Here is a 15264-nt window from a genome sequence, read left to right as displayed (position 1 = left end):
ACATCTATTGTTTCTCAATCACTTTAGCACCGAGTTCTTGTGCCAATAACGCTGCACCAGTTAGCAGAGTCTTATCCGTTGGTGCCTCAGAAGTTCGCGTCTCTCTTGCTAGTGGGGTATTTGTATCAATTGATGGATCAACGACACATTCGATTCGGCGATCAATGCCAACAACATCTATAAATGCTTTCCGTAGAATTTCATCGGATTCAGATCGAATAAATGAATCACGTGCGCCGGCGTTAACAATTCCAATTGTGATCGCAGTATCGTCAACAGCCAATACTTGAGCCGATGCGCTAAGTAGTGACCACGTAAGTCTGCGGCGCTTCTTTACGTCTTCAATAACGTCGGGCCATGCACGACGTAGCGCAGTGATGTCGAATGCGCCGTGTTGTTTTGTCTCAGGCTGAACAGCAGCTGGTTTCGCTTCTTCAACTTTGGAGTGAATGACTTCAGAGGTCGCATGAGTGGAGCCTGTAGTTTCTTTTGGCTCCACAGTGTGAGCCTCTGATGAGCGAACGGACGTCATTGGAGCTAGGTTTTCCGCACGCTCTAAGCGTTCAATACGTGACAACATTCCGGATTCGCTTGAATCGCCGATTGGCAAAAGGATGCGGCCACAAATGAGTTCGAGCATCAAACGTGGCGCAGTCGCCCCACGCATCTGGGTTAGGCCTTCGGCGGCGATATCGGCGGCACGCGATAAGTTGGCTGCGCCGATATGTGCAGCTTGATTGCGCATCCGCTCCATCTGATCATCTGGCATTTCGCGAAGAATTGAGTTAGAAGTTGAATCTTTTAGCGCATCAACAATCATTAAATCACGTATTCGCTCCAACAAATCGGCCGTAAATCTACGTGCATCGTGACCAGATTCGATGACACGATCAATAGTTTTAAACAGAGTTGCTCCATCGCGAGCGGCAATTGCATCGATCGCATCATCTAGCAATGCACCATCGGTGAAGCCAAGTAATTGAATTGCGATGTCGTAACTAACTCCATCAACACCAGCACCTGCAAGAAGTTGCCCAAGCACTGATAGAGCATCGCGAACTGAACCGCCGGATGCACGTACAACTAATGGAATAACTCCCTTAGCCACACTTACTCCTTCAAAGTTACAAATTTTTTCTAAATGCGCAGCCAAGATTCCGGGAGGTACTAAACGGAATGGATAGTGATGTGTGCGCGAGCGAATTGTTGCAATTAACTTATCGGGTTCGGTTGTCGCAAAAATAAAAATAACGTGCGGAGGCGGCTCTTCTACAACTTTTAAAAGAGCGTTAGCGGCCCCTGGTCCAAGTTGGTGTGCTTCATCAATAATATATATCTTGTAACGACCTTGAACTGGTGCAAAAAATGCTTTGTCGCGTAAATCGCGTGCATCATCGACTAAACCATGTGTCGCCGCATCGAGTTCGATAACATCTAGTGATCCTGGACCATTTGCAACTAAATCTTTACAGGATTGACACTCGCCACATGGATCAGGTGTTGGACCTTTTTCACAGTTGAGCGAGCGCGCCATGATTCGCGCACTCGATGTTTTTCCGCAACCGCGGGGACCTGAAAATAAGTATGCGTGATGTGTGCGATCACCAGTTAATGCATTTGATAATGGAACGGTGACATGGTCTTGACCAATGACATCGGCAAATACAGAGGGGCGATATTTTCGATACAAAGCTAGTGACATTGCCGCGCTCCTCCATCCCTACTCATCGACGCCTGACTATTCCATTAAAAACTAACTCATTAAATACGATAAAAGGGATCCCCCGTACACCCGCCAGAGCGTACCTACCCTTGCTGCATTCCTGCCCTGGGGGAGTTCAGCACGGTAGCGCCGTACGAGGGATCTGGCGTAATCATAGTTATTGCCACCGATAGAGTTCACCCCTCGGGAGGATTCGCATAGCGGCCGAGTGCGCACGCTTGGAAAGCGTGTATAGGGCAACCTATCGAGGGTTCAAATCCCTCATCCTCCGCTCTCGGGTCAAAACTCAAATTTCTCCAAGTACTAATTTCCGCGGAACCCCTGCCTTATACAGAAGTCACAAGTTAGGACAAACCTGGAACCAGTGCCCCGTGCTGAAGTAATTGTGCTCGGACATCCTCCGCTCATTTCACTCGCTTCGGATTTATCTGGGCGAAGGCAATCACACAACAAATATCAATCTCCGTCATTTTATTAAAAAGCTGTGGATAACTTCCGAGAGTCGTCACGTCATATTGCGACTCTTCGCACATGAAGACACAAAAAGTATCTGCGCTCATAACTGCTTTATTACTTGTCATAACTACCCTAATTGGTAATCACAGCGCGGAGGCACAAAGTACAAAATTGCCTTGCCGCATCGAAATTAGTATCGCCCATATATCAAAGAACCTTTGGATCAAAACTGGGAAGCGCGCGGTGAAAGTAGATGCATTCTCAAGATGTCACTCACCACAAAGTAAAGTTACATTTTCATATTACGGTATTGCTTACTCAAAGGCATTTATTGAAGGAAAATGGCAGTACGCACGTCACGTGCTGTTACGCATTATTAATCCCATCGACTGTGGAACTTAAGATACTCTTTTTCCATGGGCGTCGATGAAAGTTTCTTAACTCCCGCGCAACAGATTAGGGAGTCGGAAGTTATTGCTGAATGTTTCAGATTAATCCAAGTAGAGAGGTCAAGATATGAATTGCAAGCCGCAATTCTTTTTGAAAAAGGATCCTTTTCCCGTCAAAACGGTAACTACTTGCTCAAATACAAAATTAAGGATGATCGATTTGTCTGGCACGCCCTCCCTGCTTTAGCAACTGAAAATAGTTACTCAGGCGAAGCTCCCATTCCTAAATCTCGAGCCGAACAAATTGAACAACTAGTCGAATTTTTTGCTCAAAGTGAAGCAGGATTTATGAGCTAATGGATAACAAGCGATGCGCCGCCTAGGCGGTGGCGTTCACATTAAAGAGCGGGTGGGCGGGCAGAAGTTAGAGGTTGGTTATTTTTCTAACTCAAAATCCCGAAGAGAGCGACGGCTTTTACAAGGTACCTTTCGACCAGTCAATTGGAGAACAAAAATATTATTTTGGTTTTCTTCAATTAGATCTCGGTTGCCAAGAAAAACGTGTTGACACTGAATCGATCAGAAATCTGGCGCTTGGCTACTGAACTTTCCAATAAACACGTATGCTTCCCATGGAGGATTCGCATAGTGGCCGAGTGCGCGCGTCTCGAACACGCGTAGACGAAAGTCTCGAGGGTTCAAATCCCTCATCCTCCGCTCTCGGGTCAAAGCTCAAATTTCTCCAAGTACAAATTTCCGCGGAACCCCTGCCTGATACAGGAAGTCTTTTGGTTCGGACATCATCCGCTCCCTCAATCGGCCTTGTGGATAACTTTTAAGTCTCGTCACGACTTCTTGTCATCCTTGCGGTATGCCATTAATAAATCCTTCAACCAAACTCATATTCGCGATATTCGCCATCATCACGCAACTAATCGTTTCAGTAACACCGGCTTTGGCAACAGGTGCAACGCCACCTTTAACCAAGTGTCACATTCAAATTCATGATGCGCATATATCCAAATATATTCTTCGAACTCAAGGTAAAGGGGCTGTCAAGGTCAACGCAGATTCAAAATGCGACAAATTCATACAGGATTTACGTCTAACAGTTGAGATTTATAAGATTGGAAGATTCACTCACTACTTCATTACTAGTCACACTACAGAAGTCAATGGATTTATCCCTGCCAATTCTTTGATCGAGAATCAATCTACTTTTGAGTACTGCACGAATAAGAAAGTTTCGCGGTATTACGGTATTGCCTACGCTGAGGCTTACATCAAAGGACATCAATTTAAGACGCCTAGAACTATTTCAGAACATATTTTCCCCATTAAATGCGGTACCTGAGTTAAACTAATTTCATGGTTGAACCAAGTAAAAGTTCTCTAACTCCGCGAGATTCAGATCAAGAGCTCGCCTACTTTGAATTCATGGCAGAACTCGGAGTTAAGAATGCTTCGCGCTATGAACTACAGACCCAAGAACTAGTCAAGAATCGTAAAATTGAACTGGAGATAAAGGAATTTTTCGTTCGTTACAAATTGGATCGGGTTGGCTGTTCATTTCAAGTTTCAAAAGATGGTGGAAAGACTTTTAGGGAAAAAACCTGGGTGCGTACTGGGTGGCGTAAATCAGGAAGACTTAGTTATTTACCACTCTTTTTTGCGCAATGTGAAACTAATGTCTTGTTAAATAAATAAGTGAAGTTGACTCAGAACTTTATCCTGCCTGAATCTGGCTGCTTCGAAATAATGAGGTCATCCGCAAACTGAGAAGAATTCCTATAGTTAATTCCAAGGATGCAGTAAAAAACAATAAGCTGTTTTGGTGTAGTGCTGGGCGCTATCACAATCTAATCCACATTGCTTAAGTGTATTTTGTCTCTGTTGCGGTTCTAGTGAGATGCCTTTCGGGGATAATCCATTAACTCTCTCTAGGATATATTTCGCACTTCAGGAGGATTCGCATAGTGGCCGAGTGTGCGCGTCTCGAACACACGTAGACGAAAGTCTCGAGGGTTCAAATCCCTCATCCTCCGCTCGTTTTACTCGCTCCAGCTGAATCACGAATTGATTTATACACTAATTAACCTGGAACCAGTGCCCCGTGCTGAAGTCATTGTGCTCGGACATCCTCCGCTCTTTTTATGGGTTTAGGCTTAATCTCATCCCATGGCCACATTGGACTATAGGACTGTTCGAAGAAGAATTATCAAGAGTTTTAAAACATCTCAAAATTGAGATGCGTTACATACTTGCTGGTGCATCTTGGGATGAAATGCTGGCGCTGAATTACGCAATCAAAAAGCCTCCAGGGTTTAAAGGTTTAATTATTGCTAACTCGCTTCCATCTAGTCGTATATGGGTTCGAGAAACTCGAAAACTAGTGGCGAAATTGCCGGCAAAACATCGTGCTGCAATCTATAAGTATGAGAGGTTGGGGAAGTACACAAGCAAAGAATATCTAGCGGCAAAAACTGAGTTTGCTGATCGTCACATTCGACAGATTCCTTCACTCATTGACAACGAGCCAAAACGAGAATTCGGTAAACATGTTTATGAAGCGATGTGGGGACCTACTGAATTTACAGTCCGAGGCTCCCTGAAGGATTGGACTGTAGAGAAGGAGCTCCACCGCATTAAAGTGCCTACTCTCTTTATAAACGGTGAAAATGATGAAGCAACCCCAGCTATGCAACGATTTATGAAGGCTCGCGTTCAGGGATCTGAGTATTACTGCATAAAGGGAGCGGCACACTATGCCTTTATCGAGGCACCACTTGAAAGGATGCAGGCAACCGAGAAATGGCTAACCACCAAAAAACTTTAATTTCAGCATATTAAATCTCGACACCAAATCGGCATCATGATAAATGATAACTTGAGAATTTTCGCTTACTTCTTCTTATAACCTGCCGGACATTTTGGAGTAGCGCCTGATATTTTTTTAATAGTTTTACCTTTAACACAGGTAATCGTAATTTTCTTTACCGATGGTTTAGTCGCCAGTGATTGCGTAGGTGATGGTTCTGAACTCACAATCGGATTTGGTGTTGGTTGTGTGACTGGTGTTGGTTGAACAACGTTTACACCACACGGAGGATTTGGAGGACCCCCTGGGAGAATTTTTGCGGCCAAGCAACGATCTCCCGTATAAGCAGGTGTTCCTTGCCCGGGCTTTAAAACCATTACATTTATATAGCCACCGAAATCATGGGCAAAGCCGCCACCAAATAAAAGTACATTTCCATCTTTATCCAAAACAACATCTGGGTCATTCATCTCTGTGCCCGACAGGCGTGAGTCAATCTTCACCATGTCAAACCATTTTTCCTCAGAAAAATTTAACCCATCGCTGCTATGCGAATAATGCAAACCGTTTCCATTGGAATAAATTTTTCCAGTGCCTTCTGGATCAGCACCATCATCAAAGTAAAAGACGGTTATTGAATTATCACTATGTCGTATAGCTGTTGGGTGTTCAGCGCTTCGTTTAATACTTGAAGAACCGGTGCCGATTCTTACTCCTGCATCGCGGATCCAATCAACGCCATCATCGGAAGATGCGCTATACATTTTCCAAGGATCTGGACCAGTTCCCGCTTTAGGTAAACCGCTGAAATAAGCTCTCCATTTACCTGTGCTCAATTGAACAACACCCGGACCGGCAAGGCCCGATGATTCGGAATAGTCCGAAGCTAACAAACAATTTGCTTTCTCTAATGTGAATGTCAAACCATCAGTCGAAATTGAACAGTTAACCCCTCCACTTGAAGTTGTGTACAAACGAACTCTTCCATCTGAAAGTGCGACTGCGCGCGGTTGACCATTACCTTTATCGCCACCAAATGCATTTCCGACTCGGGTAAAAGTTTTCCCGTTGTCCGAAGACTCGGCAATCTCTATGCCTTTATTTTGTGCGAAGACATATGCTCTGAGTTTTCCATTTGATAACAAAATTACAGAGACATCAGCCACGGGTTGCCCCGTACTCACACCAAACATATTCGGCGTTAATGCCTTAAAACTTAGAAGAGTGGCATCGAAAGCTCCCTTGGGAATCTCGGGGGATGCACCGAATGAAACTGAAAGGGTTATTAATTGACTCAGTACTAAAGCAAGAACTGCAAGATAAGGCCTGATCCTCATGTCTTGAATTTATAATTAATTTAAAGGTAATGGAAGGGGGCTTCAACGGAAATTATTATGCTATTACTTTATAACCTGCCGTTTTAACCGCCTGTGAAATTTCCTCCGAATTGAGCGCTTCATTTGAAGTAATTACTGCTACTCCGTCGGCAGCCACTGCCTTCACCTCTGTTACACCAGAGATTTTTCCAAGCTCAGTGTTAACTTTTCCCTCACAATGGCCACATGTCATGCCTTTAATCTTTATAGTTGTTTGCATCTCTATCCTTTCTTACACAATTTGAATAATGCCTATCATACCGAAATTCTCATGACTAAGATTATGACGGTGATACCGAGTTAAGAAAATGAATGTAATAATGCAGGTTCAATTGATTTCTAAGTAATATCACAGAAACGCCACATTGAATTTCTGATTTGACAGCTAATTTGTAAGCTTTGCTACACTTTCATTATGTCAGCACTCAAATTGAAATCATGGCGATTCGTTGGCATAGGTATCTTAACTCTTTTCTTGCTTGCAATGAGCCTCTCTTTTGCGCACCAAGGCCACTCTTACTCCACGCCGCACTCCGACTTTAGTTCAAGTGCCGCAACCGGATCATCACTCGAGCTCAATCATGTTGCTCCTAACACACTTATCACTGATGTCTGCATAGGTGCAATATTTTTGTTGCTTATTGTTGGCCGCAAATACTTACACGGCAAAATTACTACTCACTCCGAGCTTGCGGGCAAAATTGACCGTCTGAGACTCATGAATTTCACGCGTCCGCCAAATTTGGTTCTCCGTCTTTCGTTACCACAACTTGGAGTATTTCGAATCTAAACAAATTCTTGTCCCTAAAATCAATTATTCTAACTTGAGAGAAGGATTTGAAAATGTTCAAAAAATTTGTCTTTGTATTAATTTCCCTGGCACTAGTTTTTCCAGCAACCCCAGTTCACGCTACCTCCCATGCAAAATCTTTAAATAATCTCGGAGCTAACGACATTATGTTTGCTCAACTAATGATCCCGCATCACCAACAGGCAATCGATATGTCAAAGACAGCTCTGAAAAATGGGGCCGGTCGAGAGGTTAAGATTCTTGCTAAAGCAATTATTTCTGCTCAAAAGAAAGAAATCTTGCAAATGAAATATTGGCTAACTGCAACGAAATCTGCTAATGCTATGGCTCACGATATGGGAATGAACGGCATGCTTGGTGCAAGTGAGATGAAAACTCTTAAGTCTCTACGGGGGAAAGATTTTGACAAGTTTTATCTTGAAGCAATGATTAAACATCACCTCGGTGCTCTTGAGATGGCTGGTTACCTTAAGGCGACTAAAAATTCAGAGGCTAAGAAGCTGGAAAAGGATATTAGAGCCGCTCAGTCGGGTGAGATAGCTACAATGAAGAAAATGCTCTCAAAACTTGGTTGAGTGAGTTTGACTTTATGAGACGAATTATTTCTTTCATGCTGATAGTTGCTTTAGCAACTCAGCTTCCGACTGCGTCTGCTGCTCCTACTTCCGCCTCGGTGCAACAAGAGGTGAACCGACTTCGAACTCAAGCTGCCACAAAATTCGAGGCAGCAAATGAGATAAAGATCAAGGTAGGAATGCTGCAGAAAGAGACAAGCATTTTGAAAGTCAAAGAATTGATGGCTCGAAACGAACGCGATGAAGCTAGTAATACTCTTGCCCGAATGGCCATTGACCAGTACAAGAGCGATGGTTTCAGCCAAGGTTTTGGGCTCCTTTTTTCTCGTGATCCGAGCAAATACCTTTCCGATGCCTCAATTTTGGAAATGGTCGGCAAAAAGTACTCCTCTTCTATCCGTAAATTTGCCTCAGCCCAACAACGACTTGAGGCCAGCCAGCTAGTTGTAGGCGATAAAACTGCATTATTACAGGCGCAACAAAAGAGACTTAATGCCGAGGTTTTGAGCGCAAGAGCGGCTTTGACTAGAGCAGAAAAAATTCTGAAATCAATGAAGAAGGAAGATCGGGCACGTTTAGCTCGAGCAGAAAAAGCTCGAGAGAAAAAGATTTTTACTTCATCTAAGAAATATGCAAAGGGCTATAAGGGAGATAACACGCGGGGCTCGATAGCTCTAAAATATGCGCTCCAGCAGATTGGCGATATCTATGTCTGGGCAGCAGCTGGTCCGACACGGTGGGATTGTTCAGGGTTGACCATGCGGTCTTTCCAGCAAGCTGGTGTTTCTCTTCCACACTCTTCTCGCATCCAAATTAATTACGGGAAATCTGTTTCTTATAAATCTTTAAAGCCTGGGGATCTGCTTTTCTTTGGAAACCCAATCAGTCATGTCTCCATCTATACGGGCGGAGGAAAAATGGTTCAAGCTCCCCGTCCGGGAAAGAAAGTTGAAGTCGTCCCATTCGCTTTGAAATTTGGTTATAAACCATTTGTAGGAGCGCGAAGGCTTTGAAAAAGATTAGGTCGCTTATTCCACTACTGCTTTCAATATCATTAATATCTGGTTTAGTCACGCCCCAATTTGCAGGGGCGAGTAAACATAAGCCGACTTTGAAGCAGATCGAAGCAGCGAAGCAGATCGAAGAAGAGAAGAGGAAAATTACTGAAGAGGCAACAAAACTATTAGTGAGAGAACAGCAGGGATTAAAAAGGTTAGTTGCCCTCGCGTTGGTTGCAAAATGGAAGTATCTCTCTGCGAAAAATGAGCTCCAGGTAGCTACAAAGCAGTCAGCCCGTGCCGCAAAGATATATTCCAAGGCCTCTGTCTTGGTGAGTGAAACTCATCGCCAGATTGGAAAATTAGCTGTCAACGCCTATGTGGTAGGTAGTGGGTTCACAGATCTTGAGGCAATTCTTAGTGCAAGCGGACCCCAGGAAATGATGGACCGGATTTCAACACTTGAAAACCTTGGATCAGGAAACAAGACAGCGCTAAATAGGTTTCAGGCAGCCGAGGAAGTTGCACAGCGGGCAAAAATTGCCGCCAATCTTGCGAAGGAAAAGCAGGCATTAATAACTATTAAAGTTGCTTCGGCGAAAATGGAGGCTGATGCGGCCGAAGCTGAGCAACAAAAAGAGGTTGACAAGCTTCAAGCGGTTCAAGATCAATTACAGAGAGACTTAGCTTCGGCTAAGAAAGTTAGAATCACATTAGAGCAGAAGCGCCAACTAGCAATCCTGGAAGAGGCAAGATCGATCGAAGCTGGCAAAGTAAAAGGCCAAGCGAAGATTTGGAAAACTGGAGGACCAAACGGGAAAAGCACTTTCAGAACCACAGAGGCTCAGAGATTAAAAGCAGTAGAGTTTGCAAAAAAACAAGTTCTTGCCAATAAGCCATACGTCTGGGGAGATGAAGGTCCGGACTCATTCGATTGTTCAGGTTTGGTCTATGCGGCATATAAATATGCAGGATTGGGTTGGCCAATTTGGGATCGACTTAACTCAGGTTTGTATTACACATATACAAAACAGATCCCGTTAAGTGAGATTCAACCAGGCGATCTTATTTTCTACTCCTATAAGGGAACCATTAGCACAATTCACCATATGTCTATCTATGCCGGAAATGGAATGGTTTGGGAAGCGCGATCTACTAAATCCGGTCTTCGTTATTCAGACATGTACGGGATGGATGGGATGATGCCGTATGCAGGTCGAGTTTAACTCACTAAATTTCAACGCCGATATATTTAGTTTGCAAGAACTCATGGATTCCATCAAAGCCGCCTTCACGGCCCAAGCCAGATTGTTTAACGCCACCAAATGGGGCTGCAGGATCTGAAATTACGCCTTTGTTTATGGCGACCATCCCGGACTCCATTGCCTCGGCGGTGCGTAAAGCGCGGGTTAGATCCTTAGAGAACACATAACTAATGAGACCGAAATCGGTGTCATTTGCCCATGCTATGCCTTCTGCATCGGTGTCAAAGATTACAACTGGCGCAACTGGTCCAAATATTTCATGGTGAAGAATTGGATTATCTTTTTCTACTGTCAAAACCGTTGCAGGATAAAAAGCGCCATCGCCATCGGGTTTAGTTCCGCCAACCTTTACTTTTGCGCCAGCGGCGATCGATTCATCAACAATCTCAGCGATTTTATTGCGCTCTTTCATTGAAACACTTGCACCAAGTGTTGTGGTTGCATCAATTCCGCGACCCATAACAAAGGCTGACATGGATTTAGTAAACTCGGCAATAAACCTGTCCGCAATCGCACGCTGAACATAAATTCGATTTGCTGACGTGCATGCCGCTCCTCCATTACGCATTTTAGCTAGAAGCAATTGCGGAATAGTTATCGCTAGATCGGCGTCATCATGAATAATCACTTGAGCATTTCCACCAAGCTCCATTGAGCAACGAATGATTTTGTCTGCCGCCTCTTTCAAAAGTACTCGGCCCACTTCAGTTGATCCAGTAAATGAAAGATTCTTAACGCGCGAATCGTGTAACATCTTTGAAATTGCTGGGCCAGTCTTTTCTGGAAGTACCAAGTTCAAAACACCTTTTGGTAGGCCAGCCCGCTCCATAATGTCAACGATGTACATCGCAGTTAGTGGTGTTTCGGTCGCTGGCTTTAAAATCATCGTGCAGCCAGCTGCCACAGCCGGACCAATTTTGCGAGTGGCCATGCCCGCTGGGAAGTTCCAGGGCGTAATGAGAATTGAGAGACCAATTGGTTGATGTGTTACTAATATCCTCTTGTCCCCCGATGGAGATTTACGGAAATCGCCTGGGGTACGCACAGCTTCCTCGGCAAACCAGCGGAAAAATTCAGCGGCATAAGTAGCTTCACCACGAGCATCAGGCATTGCTTTGCCGTTTTCGCGAGAGATTAACGTAGCAATCGCTTCAATTTCACTGCTCATAATTTCAAATGCTTTACGAAGTATCTCCGAGCGATATCGAGGCGCTGTATTGGCCCACGTCACCGCCGCGGCATCAGCAGCCGCCACCGCCGCTTCACATTGGGCATCGCTAGCGAGTGAAACTTGGGCAATAACTGATCCATCACTGGGGTCATGGACGGCGACTGTACCGATTCCATCAACCCATTGGCCATCGATATATAACTGTGTATGCATGGGGCGAGCATACGCTCAGCCTGCAAGAAGTTGAAGTCTGCGCGCTCTACGATAGGGTCATTGCAATTGTGTTGCGTTTTTCGCGACTAATTAAGGAGTGAGAGTGCCAAAAGCGTGGACCGATGATGCGCCCACACCAGTTGTGCTGCAGGATCATGCACATCTGAAAGATACATTTGCATACAAAATAAAGCGAAAGCTCTTAGGAAATGCGCTAAATAGGCACACGCTTCTTCATCAGCGATTAAAAAAGCGTTTCGCACTCGGAATCCTAGCCTCTGACTGTATTTCATCCTCAGCATATGGCTCTGAACAGATTCTTATTGCCTTATTGCCAGCATTTGGGTTAGCGGCGTTTGCAATTTTGATGCCGATGACGGCCGTCGTTCTCGTTATCTTGACGATTATTACGCTTTCTTACCGCAATGTAATCAATGTGTATACCAAAACTGGCGGCGCTTACATTGTCGCTCGAGATAACTTTGGCCCGGTCGTTGCACAAATTGCGGCCGTTGCATTAATGCTTGATTACATTGTGACTGTTGCGATTCAATCTGCTGCAGGAGTAGCCGCAATTATTTCAACTTTTCCAGGGCTCCATTCATGGAAAATTCCTATGATTTTATTAGTGATTGTACTTCTAACATATGGAAATCTCCGCGGCGTTAAAGAGGCAGGTAAAGCCTTTGCCTTTCCAACTTACTTCTTCATCGCATGCATGTTTATCGTTTTTTCGATGGGTCTTTACCGTCAATTTAATGGAACTCTCGATCAACTGGCGACTAACCTTCCTGGTGCCGTTGAAGTCGGCCAAGAGCAAGGTCTTCTAACTTTTGCTGCGATATTCATTCTGCTCCGCGCATTTGCTAATGGTGGTTCATCTCTGACTGGATTAGAGGCTATCTCTGATGGTGTGGCATTATTCCAGCAGCCTGAACACGTTAACGCACGCCGCACTTTATTTATAATGAGTGGACTGCTCGGAACATTAGTTCTCGGGGTTTCATGGTTTGCTCACAAAGTTTATGCGATGCCTTATGAATCAGGTACACCGACTGTTATTTCCCAGATTGCAAAGACTATCGTTGGCGACGGTGTCTTTGGCTCTTTTATGTTCGTGATGGTGCAGCTCGCAACTATGTTAATTTTGTTTGCTGGCGCTAATACAACGTATAGTGCCTTCCCGCTATTGTGTAACTTCGTTGCAACTGATGGATACTTGCCTCGACAGCTGACCAAGCGTGGCCACCGTTTGGCATTTTCAAATGGAATTCTTCTCTTAGCCGGTGGCGGAATATTCTTAGTTCTATTTACTGCAGGATCGGTTGAACACCTTGTAGCCTTCTACGCACTTGGTGTATTTACTGGCTTTTGTTTAGCTGGCTTTGGGATGACTCGCCATGCATTGCGACACAAAGAAGGCGCTTGGAGATATAAAGTCTTTATTAATGCTCTAGCCGGCTCAATTTCCTTCCTCATTGTGATTATCTTTTCAGTAGTTAAATTCACGGAAGGTGCCTGGTTGGTTTTGGTTACCGCACCAATTTTGGTTGTAACTTTCCTTCGTTTACGCAAGCAGTACGTTAGCGAGCAAGAAGCACTCTCAGTCAAAGAGCATCAAAAGCGGGCAACTTCAATTACCCGACATGATGTCACTGTCTTTGTCGATAGCCTCGATATCGCCACAGTTGGTGCGATTCGATATGCCCGAAGCCTTAATCCCCGTAACTTGGCCGCGGTTCACTTCGTAATTGATGATCGACGCGCAGAAGATATTCAAAAAGCCTGGGCCGCGTCCGAGGCGGTAAGTGATGTTGCCCTCGAATTAATCGACTGTCCGGATCGACGCCTGGCAAATTCAGCACTTGATTACGCAATTCGTACAACCGAGCGCAGCGATGTTGAATTGACTTTGTTATTACCTCGTCGTGCCTACTCTGGATTCTTAGGCCGTTTATTACATGATCAGACCGCAGAACAAATTGCTGCACCGATTTCTCAATTACCTAAAGTCGTTGCAACTATCGTTCCCTTCGATGTAGACCGCATCACTTCAATGTCCAACATTGAAATTCACCAATCTCATGAAGTAAAGCCAGATTCCTCGATTGTGATGAAGACGCCTATCAAGAAAACTGAACCCGAAAATAGTGAACCAATAAGCCACCACACTAAAAACGTTACGTTAATCGGTGAAATTCAATGGCGAAAGCGTGCCAAAGTTCAAGGTCAAGTAACATCAATTAAATCCGCACCACGTGGGGCAGCACCAACTTTGCAAGTAGAGATTTGGGATGAAACGGGTGGGGTCTCGCTCCATTTCTTGGGTCGACGAGATATTGCTGGCCTCGAAGTTGGATCCCAATTACGTGCCGAAGGTATGGTCGGGGAAGAAAATGGATCGATGGTCATTCTTAATCCTTCGTACGAACTCCTTGTATAAAATCTTTAAGAAGTAAAGCACATTCATCCTTTAAAACACCAGCTCGGACTTCAACTTTAAATAATGAACGAGGATCTCGCAAAATATCCCAGACAGAGCCAACTGCACCTGCTTTTTCATCCCAAGCCCCAAAGATGAGCGTCGAAATACGAGCTTGAGCGATTGCTCCTGCACACATCGAGCAAGGTTCAAGGGTTACCACGAGAGTGTGATTGTCTAAGCGCCATGTCTTAGTTTTTTCACTTGCTCGCCTCAGAGCAACAATCTCAGCATGAGCTGTGGGGTCTCCATGAAGCTCACGCTCGTTATGGCCTATTGAAATAATTTCACCAATTTGATTGATGACCAATGCGCCGACAGGAACGTCTCCACTTACATGACAACTGCGCGCCGCATCAATTGCTACACGCATTAACTCCTCATCGTTCACAGTTGCAAAAGTTCGGCAAACTGATCTCCAAAACCCAACCGATTTGCTATAGCTTCAAGTTGTTCATCTGGAAATAGTTCGGGATCATCGCAAAGAGCAGAGATTTCCATGCCATTCATTCCAAGATCTGACAAAATTTCAATATGACCAATTGGATTTGCATCATCGTCATCTTCAGGCATTGGTAGATCGGCAATCTCTAATAACTCTTCGGCAACTGGGTAATCAAAAGCACATGATGAGTCACTTAAGAATAAAGAAATGTGCGATCCAAGAACTCGAATAATAATGAAAAACTCTTCGTCTATTGAAATCAACGCAATTGCTCCGCCATTTGTTTGCTGTGATTTAAGACTTGTTATTATCTGCGCAATATCCGTAGGGTCGGGCAATATACCTAAGGTCCAGCGGCCGTCTTCATGCCAAGCCGCCACTGCAATGTCCAATTCATTAGGCGGGCTACTTTCTTTGGTCTCTGGCACGCCGACTTCGTCTTGGACATCGAATTCTTCGATGTCATCGTCGAGGTCATCGTCGAATTCAGGCATGCGCTTATAGTTCCACTCATTGGAAAGGAATGAAACCCCTGTAAGGTA

General features: G+C 44.6%; 16 protein-coding genes, 3 tRNA genes and 1 other RNA gene. 13 read left to right on the top strand and 7 right to left on the bottom strand.

Annotated elements, in window-relative coordinates; translation table 11 throughout:
• Positions 1-4: 4 nt before the first annotated feature.
• Positions 5-1702: a DNA polymerase III subunit gamma and tau gene (locus tag Q8K48_08145; protein MDP1852363.1), complete on the bottom strand. Its 1698-nt coding sequence runs from the start codon at positions 1700-1702 to the stop codon at positions 5-7.
• Between the two features lie 70 nt (positions 1703-1772).
• An RNA gene (ffs, locus tag Q8K48_08140) (signal recognition particle sRNA small type) lies at positions 1773-1869 on the bottom strand.
• Positions 1870-1909: 40 nt separating this feature from the next.
• Between ffs and Q8K48_08135 the strand changes: the two genes are divergently transcribed.
• From Q8K48_08135 to Q8K48_08100, 8 genes are all read left to right on the top strand, one after another.
• Positions 1910-1994, top strand: a tRNA-Ser gene (locus Q8K48_08135).
• Between the two features lie 260 nt (positions 1995-2254).
• Positions 2255-2581 carry a hypothetical protein gene (locus Q8K48_08130; GenBank protein ID MDP1852362.1) on the top strand — a complete coding sequence of 109 codons (327 nt, stop codon included), beginning with the start codon at positions 2255-2257 and terminating at the stop codon, positions 2579-2581.
• A gap of 14 nt (positions 2582-2595) precedes the next feature.
• Positions 2596-2925 (top strand): hypothetical protein, encoded by a 330-nt coding sequence (locus tag Q8K48_08125; GenBank protein ID MDP1852361.1) that lies wholly within the window; start codon positions 2596-2598, stop codon positions 2923-2925.
• A 277-nt stretch (positions 2926-3202) separates the two neighbouring features.
• Positions 3203-3285 (top strand) — tRNA-Ser (locus Q8K48_08120).
• 154 nt (positions 3286-3439) lie between these two features.
• Complete coding sequence (locus Q8K48_08115; protein ID MDP1852360.1) at positions 3440-3922, top strand: hypothetical protein; 483 nt, start codon at positions 3440-3442, stop codon at positions 3920-3922.
• A gap of 14 nt (positions 3923-3936) precedes the next feature.
• Entirely contained in the window at positions 3937-4275 is a 339-nt protein-coding gene (locus Q8K48_08110) for a hypothetical protein (protein ID MDP1852359.1), read from the top strand.
• Positions 4276-4530: 255 nt separating this feature from the next.
• A tRNA-Ser gene (locus tag Q8K48_08105) sits at positions 4531-4613 on the top strand.
• A gap of 203 nt (positions 4614-4816) precedes the next feature.
• Complete coding sequence (locus tag Q8K48_08100; protein MDP1852358.1) at positions 4817-5404, top strand: hypothetical protein; 588 nt, start codon at positions 4817-4819, stop codon at positions 5402-5404.
• Between the two features lie 65 nt (positions 5405-5469).
• Here the strand turns inward: Q8K48_08100 and Q8K48_08095 are convergent, their stop codons facing one another.
• Together Q8K48_08095 and Q8K48_08090 are read right to left on the bottom strand one after the other, a co-directional pair.
• Positions 5470-6723 (bottom strand): sialidase family protein, encoded by a 1254-nt coding sequence (locus Q8K48_08095; GenBank protein ID MDP1852357.1) that lies wholly within the window; start codon positions 6721-6723, stop codon positions 5470-5472.
• A 55-nt stretch (positions 6724-6778) separates the two neighbouring features.
• Positions 6779-6982: a heavy-metal-associated domain-containing protein gene (locus Q8K48_08090; protein MDP1852356.1), complete on the bottom strand. Its 204-nt coding sequence runs from the start codon at positions 6980-6982 to the stop codon at positions 6779-6781.
• A gap of 195 nt (positions 6983-7177) precedes the next feature.
• Between Q8K48_08090 and Q8K48_08085 the strand changes: the two genes are divergently transcribed.
• The 4 genes from Q8K48_08085 to Q8K48_08070 are packed head-to-tail and all read left to right on the top strand — an operon-like array spanning position 7178 to position 10372.
• Positions 7178-7552, top strand: a complete 375-nt coding sequence (locus Q8K48_08085; GenBank protein MDP1852355.1) for a hypothetical protein — start codon at positions 7178-7180, stop codon at positions 7550-7552.
• A gap of 53 nt (positions 7553-7605) precedes the next feature.
• On the top strand, positions 7606-8148 hold the full coding sequence (locus Q8K48_08080) for a DUF305 domain-containing protein (GenBank protein ID MDP1852354.1): 543 nt from the start codon (positions 7606-7608) through the stop codon (positions 8146-8148).
• 14 nt (positions 8149-8162) lie between these two features.
• Entirely contained in the window at positions 8163-9161 is a 999-nt protein-coding gene (locus tag Q8K48_08075) for an NlpC/P60 family protein (GenBank protein MDP1852353.1), read from the top strand.
• Positions 9158-10372, top strand: coding sequence for an NlpC/P60 family protein (locus tag Q8K48_08070; GenBank protein ID MDP1852352.1), 1215 nt, complete (start codon positions 9158-9160; stop codon positions 10370-10372). Before Q8K48_08075 ends, Q8K48_08070 begins: the two co-directional genes overlap by 4 nt.
• Before the next feature lie 4 nt (positions 10373-10376).
• Here Q8K48_08070 and Q8K48_08065 read toward each other — a convergent pair whose 3' ends face one another.
• A complete protein-coding gene (locus tag Q8K48_08065) occupies positions 10377-11795 on the bottom strand; it encodes an NAD-dependent succinate-semialdehyde dehydrogenase (protein MDP1852351.1) in 1419 nt (472 codons plus the stop codon).
• Between the two features lie 103 nt (positions 11796-11898).
• Here Q8K48_08065 and Q8K48_08060 point away from each other — a divergent pair, with 103 nt between their 5' ends.
• A complete protein-coding gene (locus tag Q8K48_08060; protein ID MDP1852350.1) occupies positions 11899-14238 on the top strand; it encodes an amino acid permease in 2340 nt (779 codons plus the stop codon).
• Here the strand turns inward: Q8K48_08060 and tadA are convergent.
• Together tadA and Q8K48_08050 are read right to left on the bottom strand one after the other, a co-directional pair.
• Positions 14210-14668, bottom strand: a complete 459-nt coding sequence (tadA, locus tag Q8K48_08055; protein MDP1852349.1) for a tRNA adenosine(34) deaminase TadA — start codon at positions 14666-14668, stop codon at positions 14210-14212. The two genes, Q8K48_08060 and tadA, sit on opposite strands and share 29 nt — an antisense overlap.
• Complete coding sequence (locus Q8K48_08050) at positions 14665-15216, bottom strand: tRNA adenosine deaminase-associated protein (GenBank protein ID MDP1852348.1); 552 nt, start codon at positions 15214-15216, stop codon at positions 14665-14667. The genes tadA and Q8K48_08050 overlap by 4 nt, the downstream gene beginning before the upstream one ends.
• Positions 15217-15264: the final 48 nt, after the last annotated feature.

The sequence above is a fragment of the Candidatus Planktophila sp. genome (genome assembly GCA_030681675.1).
Lineage (GTDB): Bacteria > Actinomycetota > Actinomycetes > Nanopelagicales > Nanopelagicaceae > Planktophila.
Note: the sequence above shows the minus strand (reverse complement) of the source record. Positions and strands in the feature narration are given on the sequence as shown.

Excerpts from the sequence above, each read along its gene's own strand:
- Q8K48_08085 (MDP1852355.1), top strand. The coding sequence starts at position 7,178 with ATGTCAGCACTCAAATTGAAATCATGGCGATTCGTTGGCATAGGTATC.
- Q8K48_08080 (MDP1852354.1), top strand. The coding sequence starts at position 7,606 with ATGTTCAAAAAATTTGTCTTTGTATTAATTTCCCTGGCACTAGTTTTT.
- Q8K48_08090 (MDP1852356.1), bottom strand. The coding sequence starts at position 6,982 with ATGCAAACAACTATAAAGATTAAAGGCATGACATGTGGCCATTGTGAG.
- Q8K48_08125 (MDP1852361.1), top strand. The coding sequence starts at position 2,596 with ATGGGCGTCGATGAAAGTTTCTTAACTCCCGCGCAACAGATTAGGGAG.
- Q8K48_08065 (MDP1852351.1), bottom strand. The coding sequence starts at position 11,795 with ATGCATACACAGTTATATATCGATGGCCAATGGGTTGATGGAATCGGT.
- Q8K48_08115 (MDP1852360.1), top strand. The coding sequence starts at position 3,440 with ATGCCATTAATAAATCCTTCAACCAAACTCATATTCGCGATATTCGCC.
- Q8K48_08110 (MDP1852359.1), top strand. The coding sequence starts at position 3,937 with ATGGTTGAACCAAGTAAAAGTTCTCTAACTCCGCGAGATTCAGATCAA.
- Q8K48_08100 (MDP1852358.1), top strand. The coding sequence starts at position 4,817 with ATGCGTTACATACTTGCTGGTGCATCTTGGGATGAAATGCTGGCGCTG.
- Q8K48_08145 (MDP1852363.1), bottom strand. The coding sequence starts at position 1,702 with ATGTCACTAGCTTTGTATCGAAAATATCGCCCCTCTGTATTTGCCGAT.
- Q8K48_08130 (MDP1852362.1), top strand. The coding sequence starts at position 2,255 with ATGAAGACACAAAAAGTATCTGCGCTCATAACTGCTTTATTACTTGTC.
- Q8K48_08095 (MDP1852357.1), bottom strand. The coding sequence starts at position 6,723 with ATGAGGATCAGGCCTTATCTTGCAGTTCTTGCTTTAGTACTGAGTCAA.
- Q8K48_08050 (MDP1852348.1), bottom strand. The coding sequence starts at position 15,216 with ATGCCTGAATTCGACGATGACCTCGACGATGACATCGAAGAATTCGAT.
- Q8K48_08075 (MDP1852353.1), top strand. The coding sequence starts at position 8,163 with ATGAGACGAATTATTTCTTTCATGCTGATAGTTGCTTTAGCAACTCAG.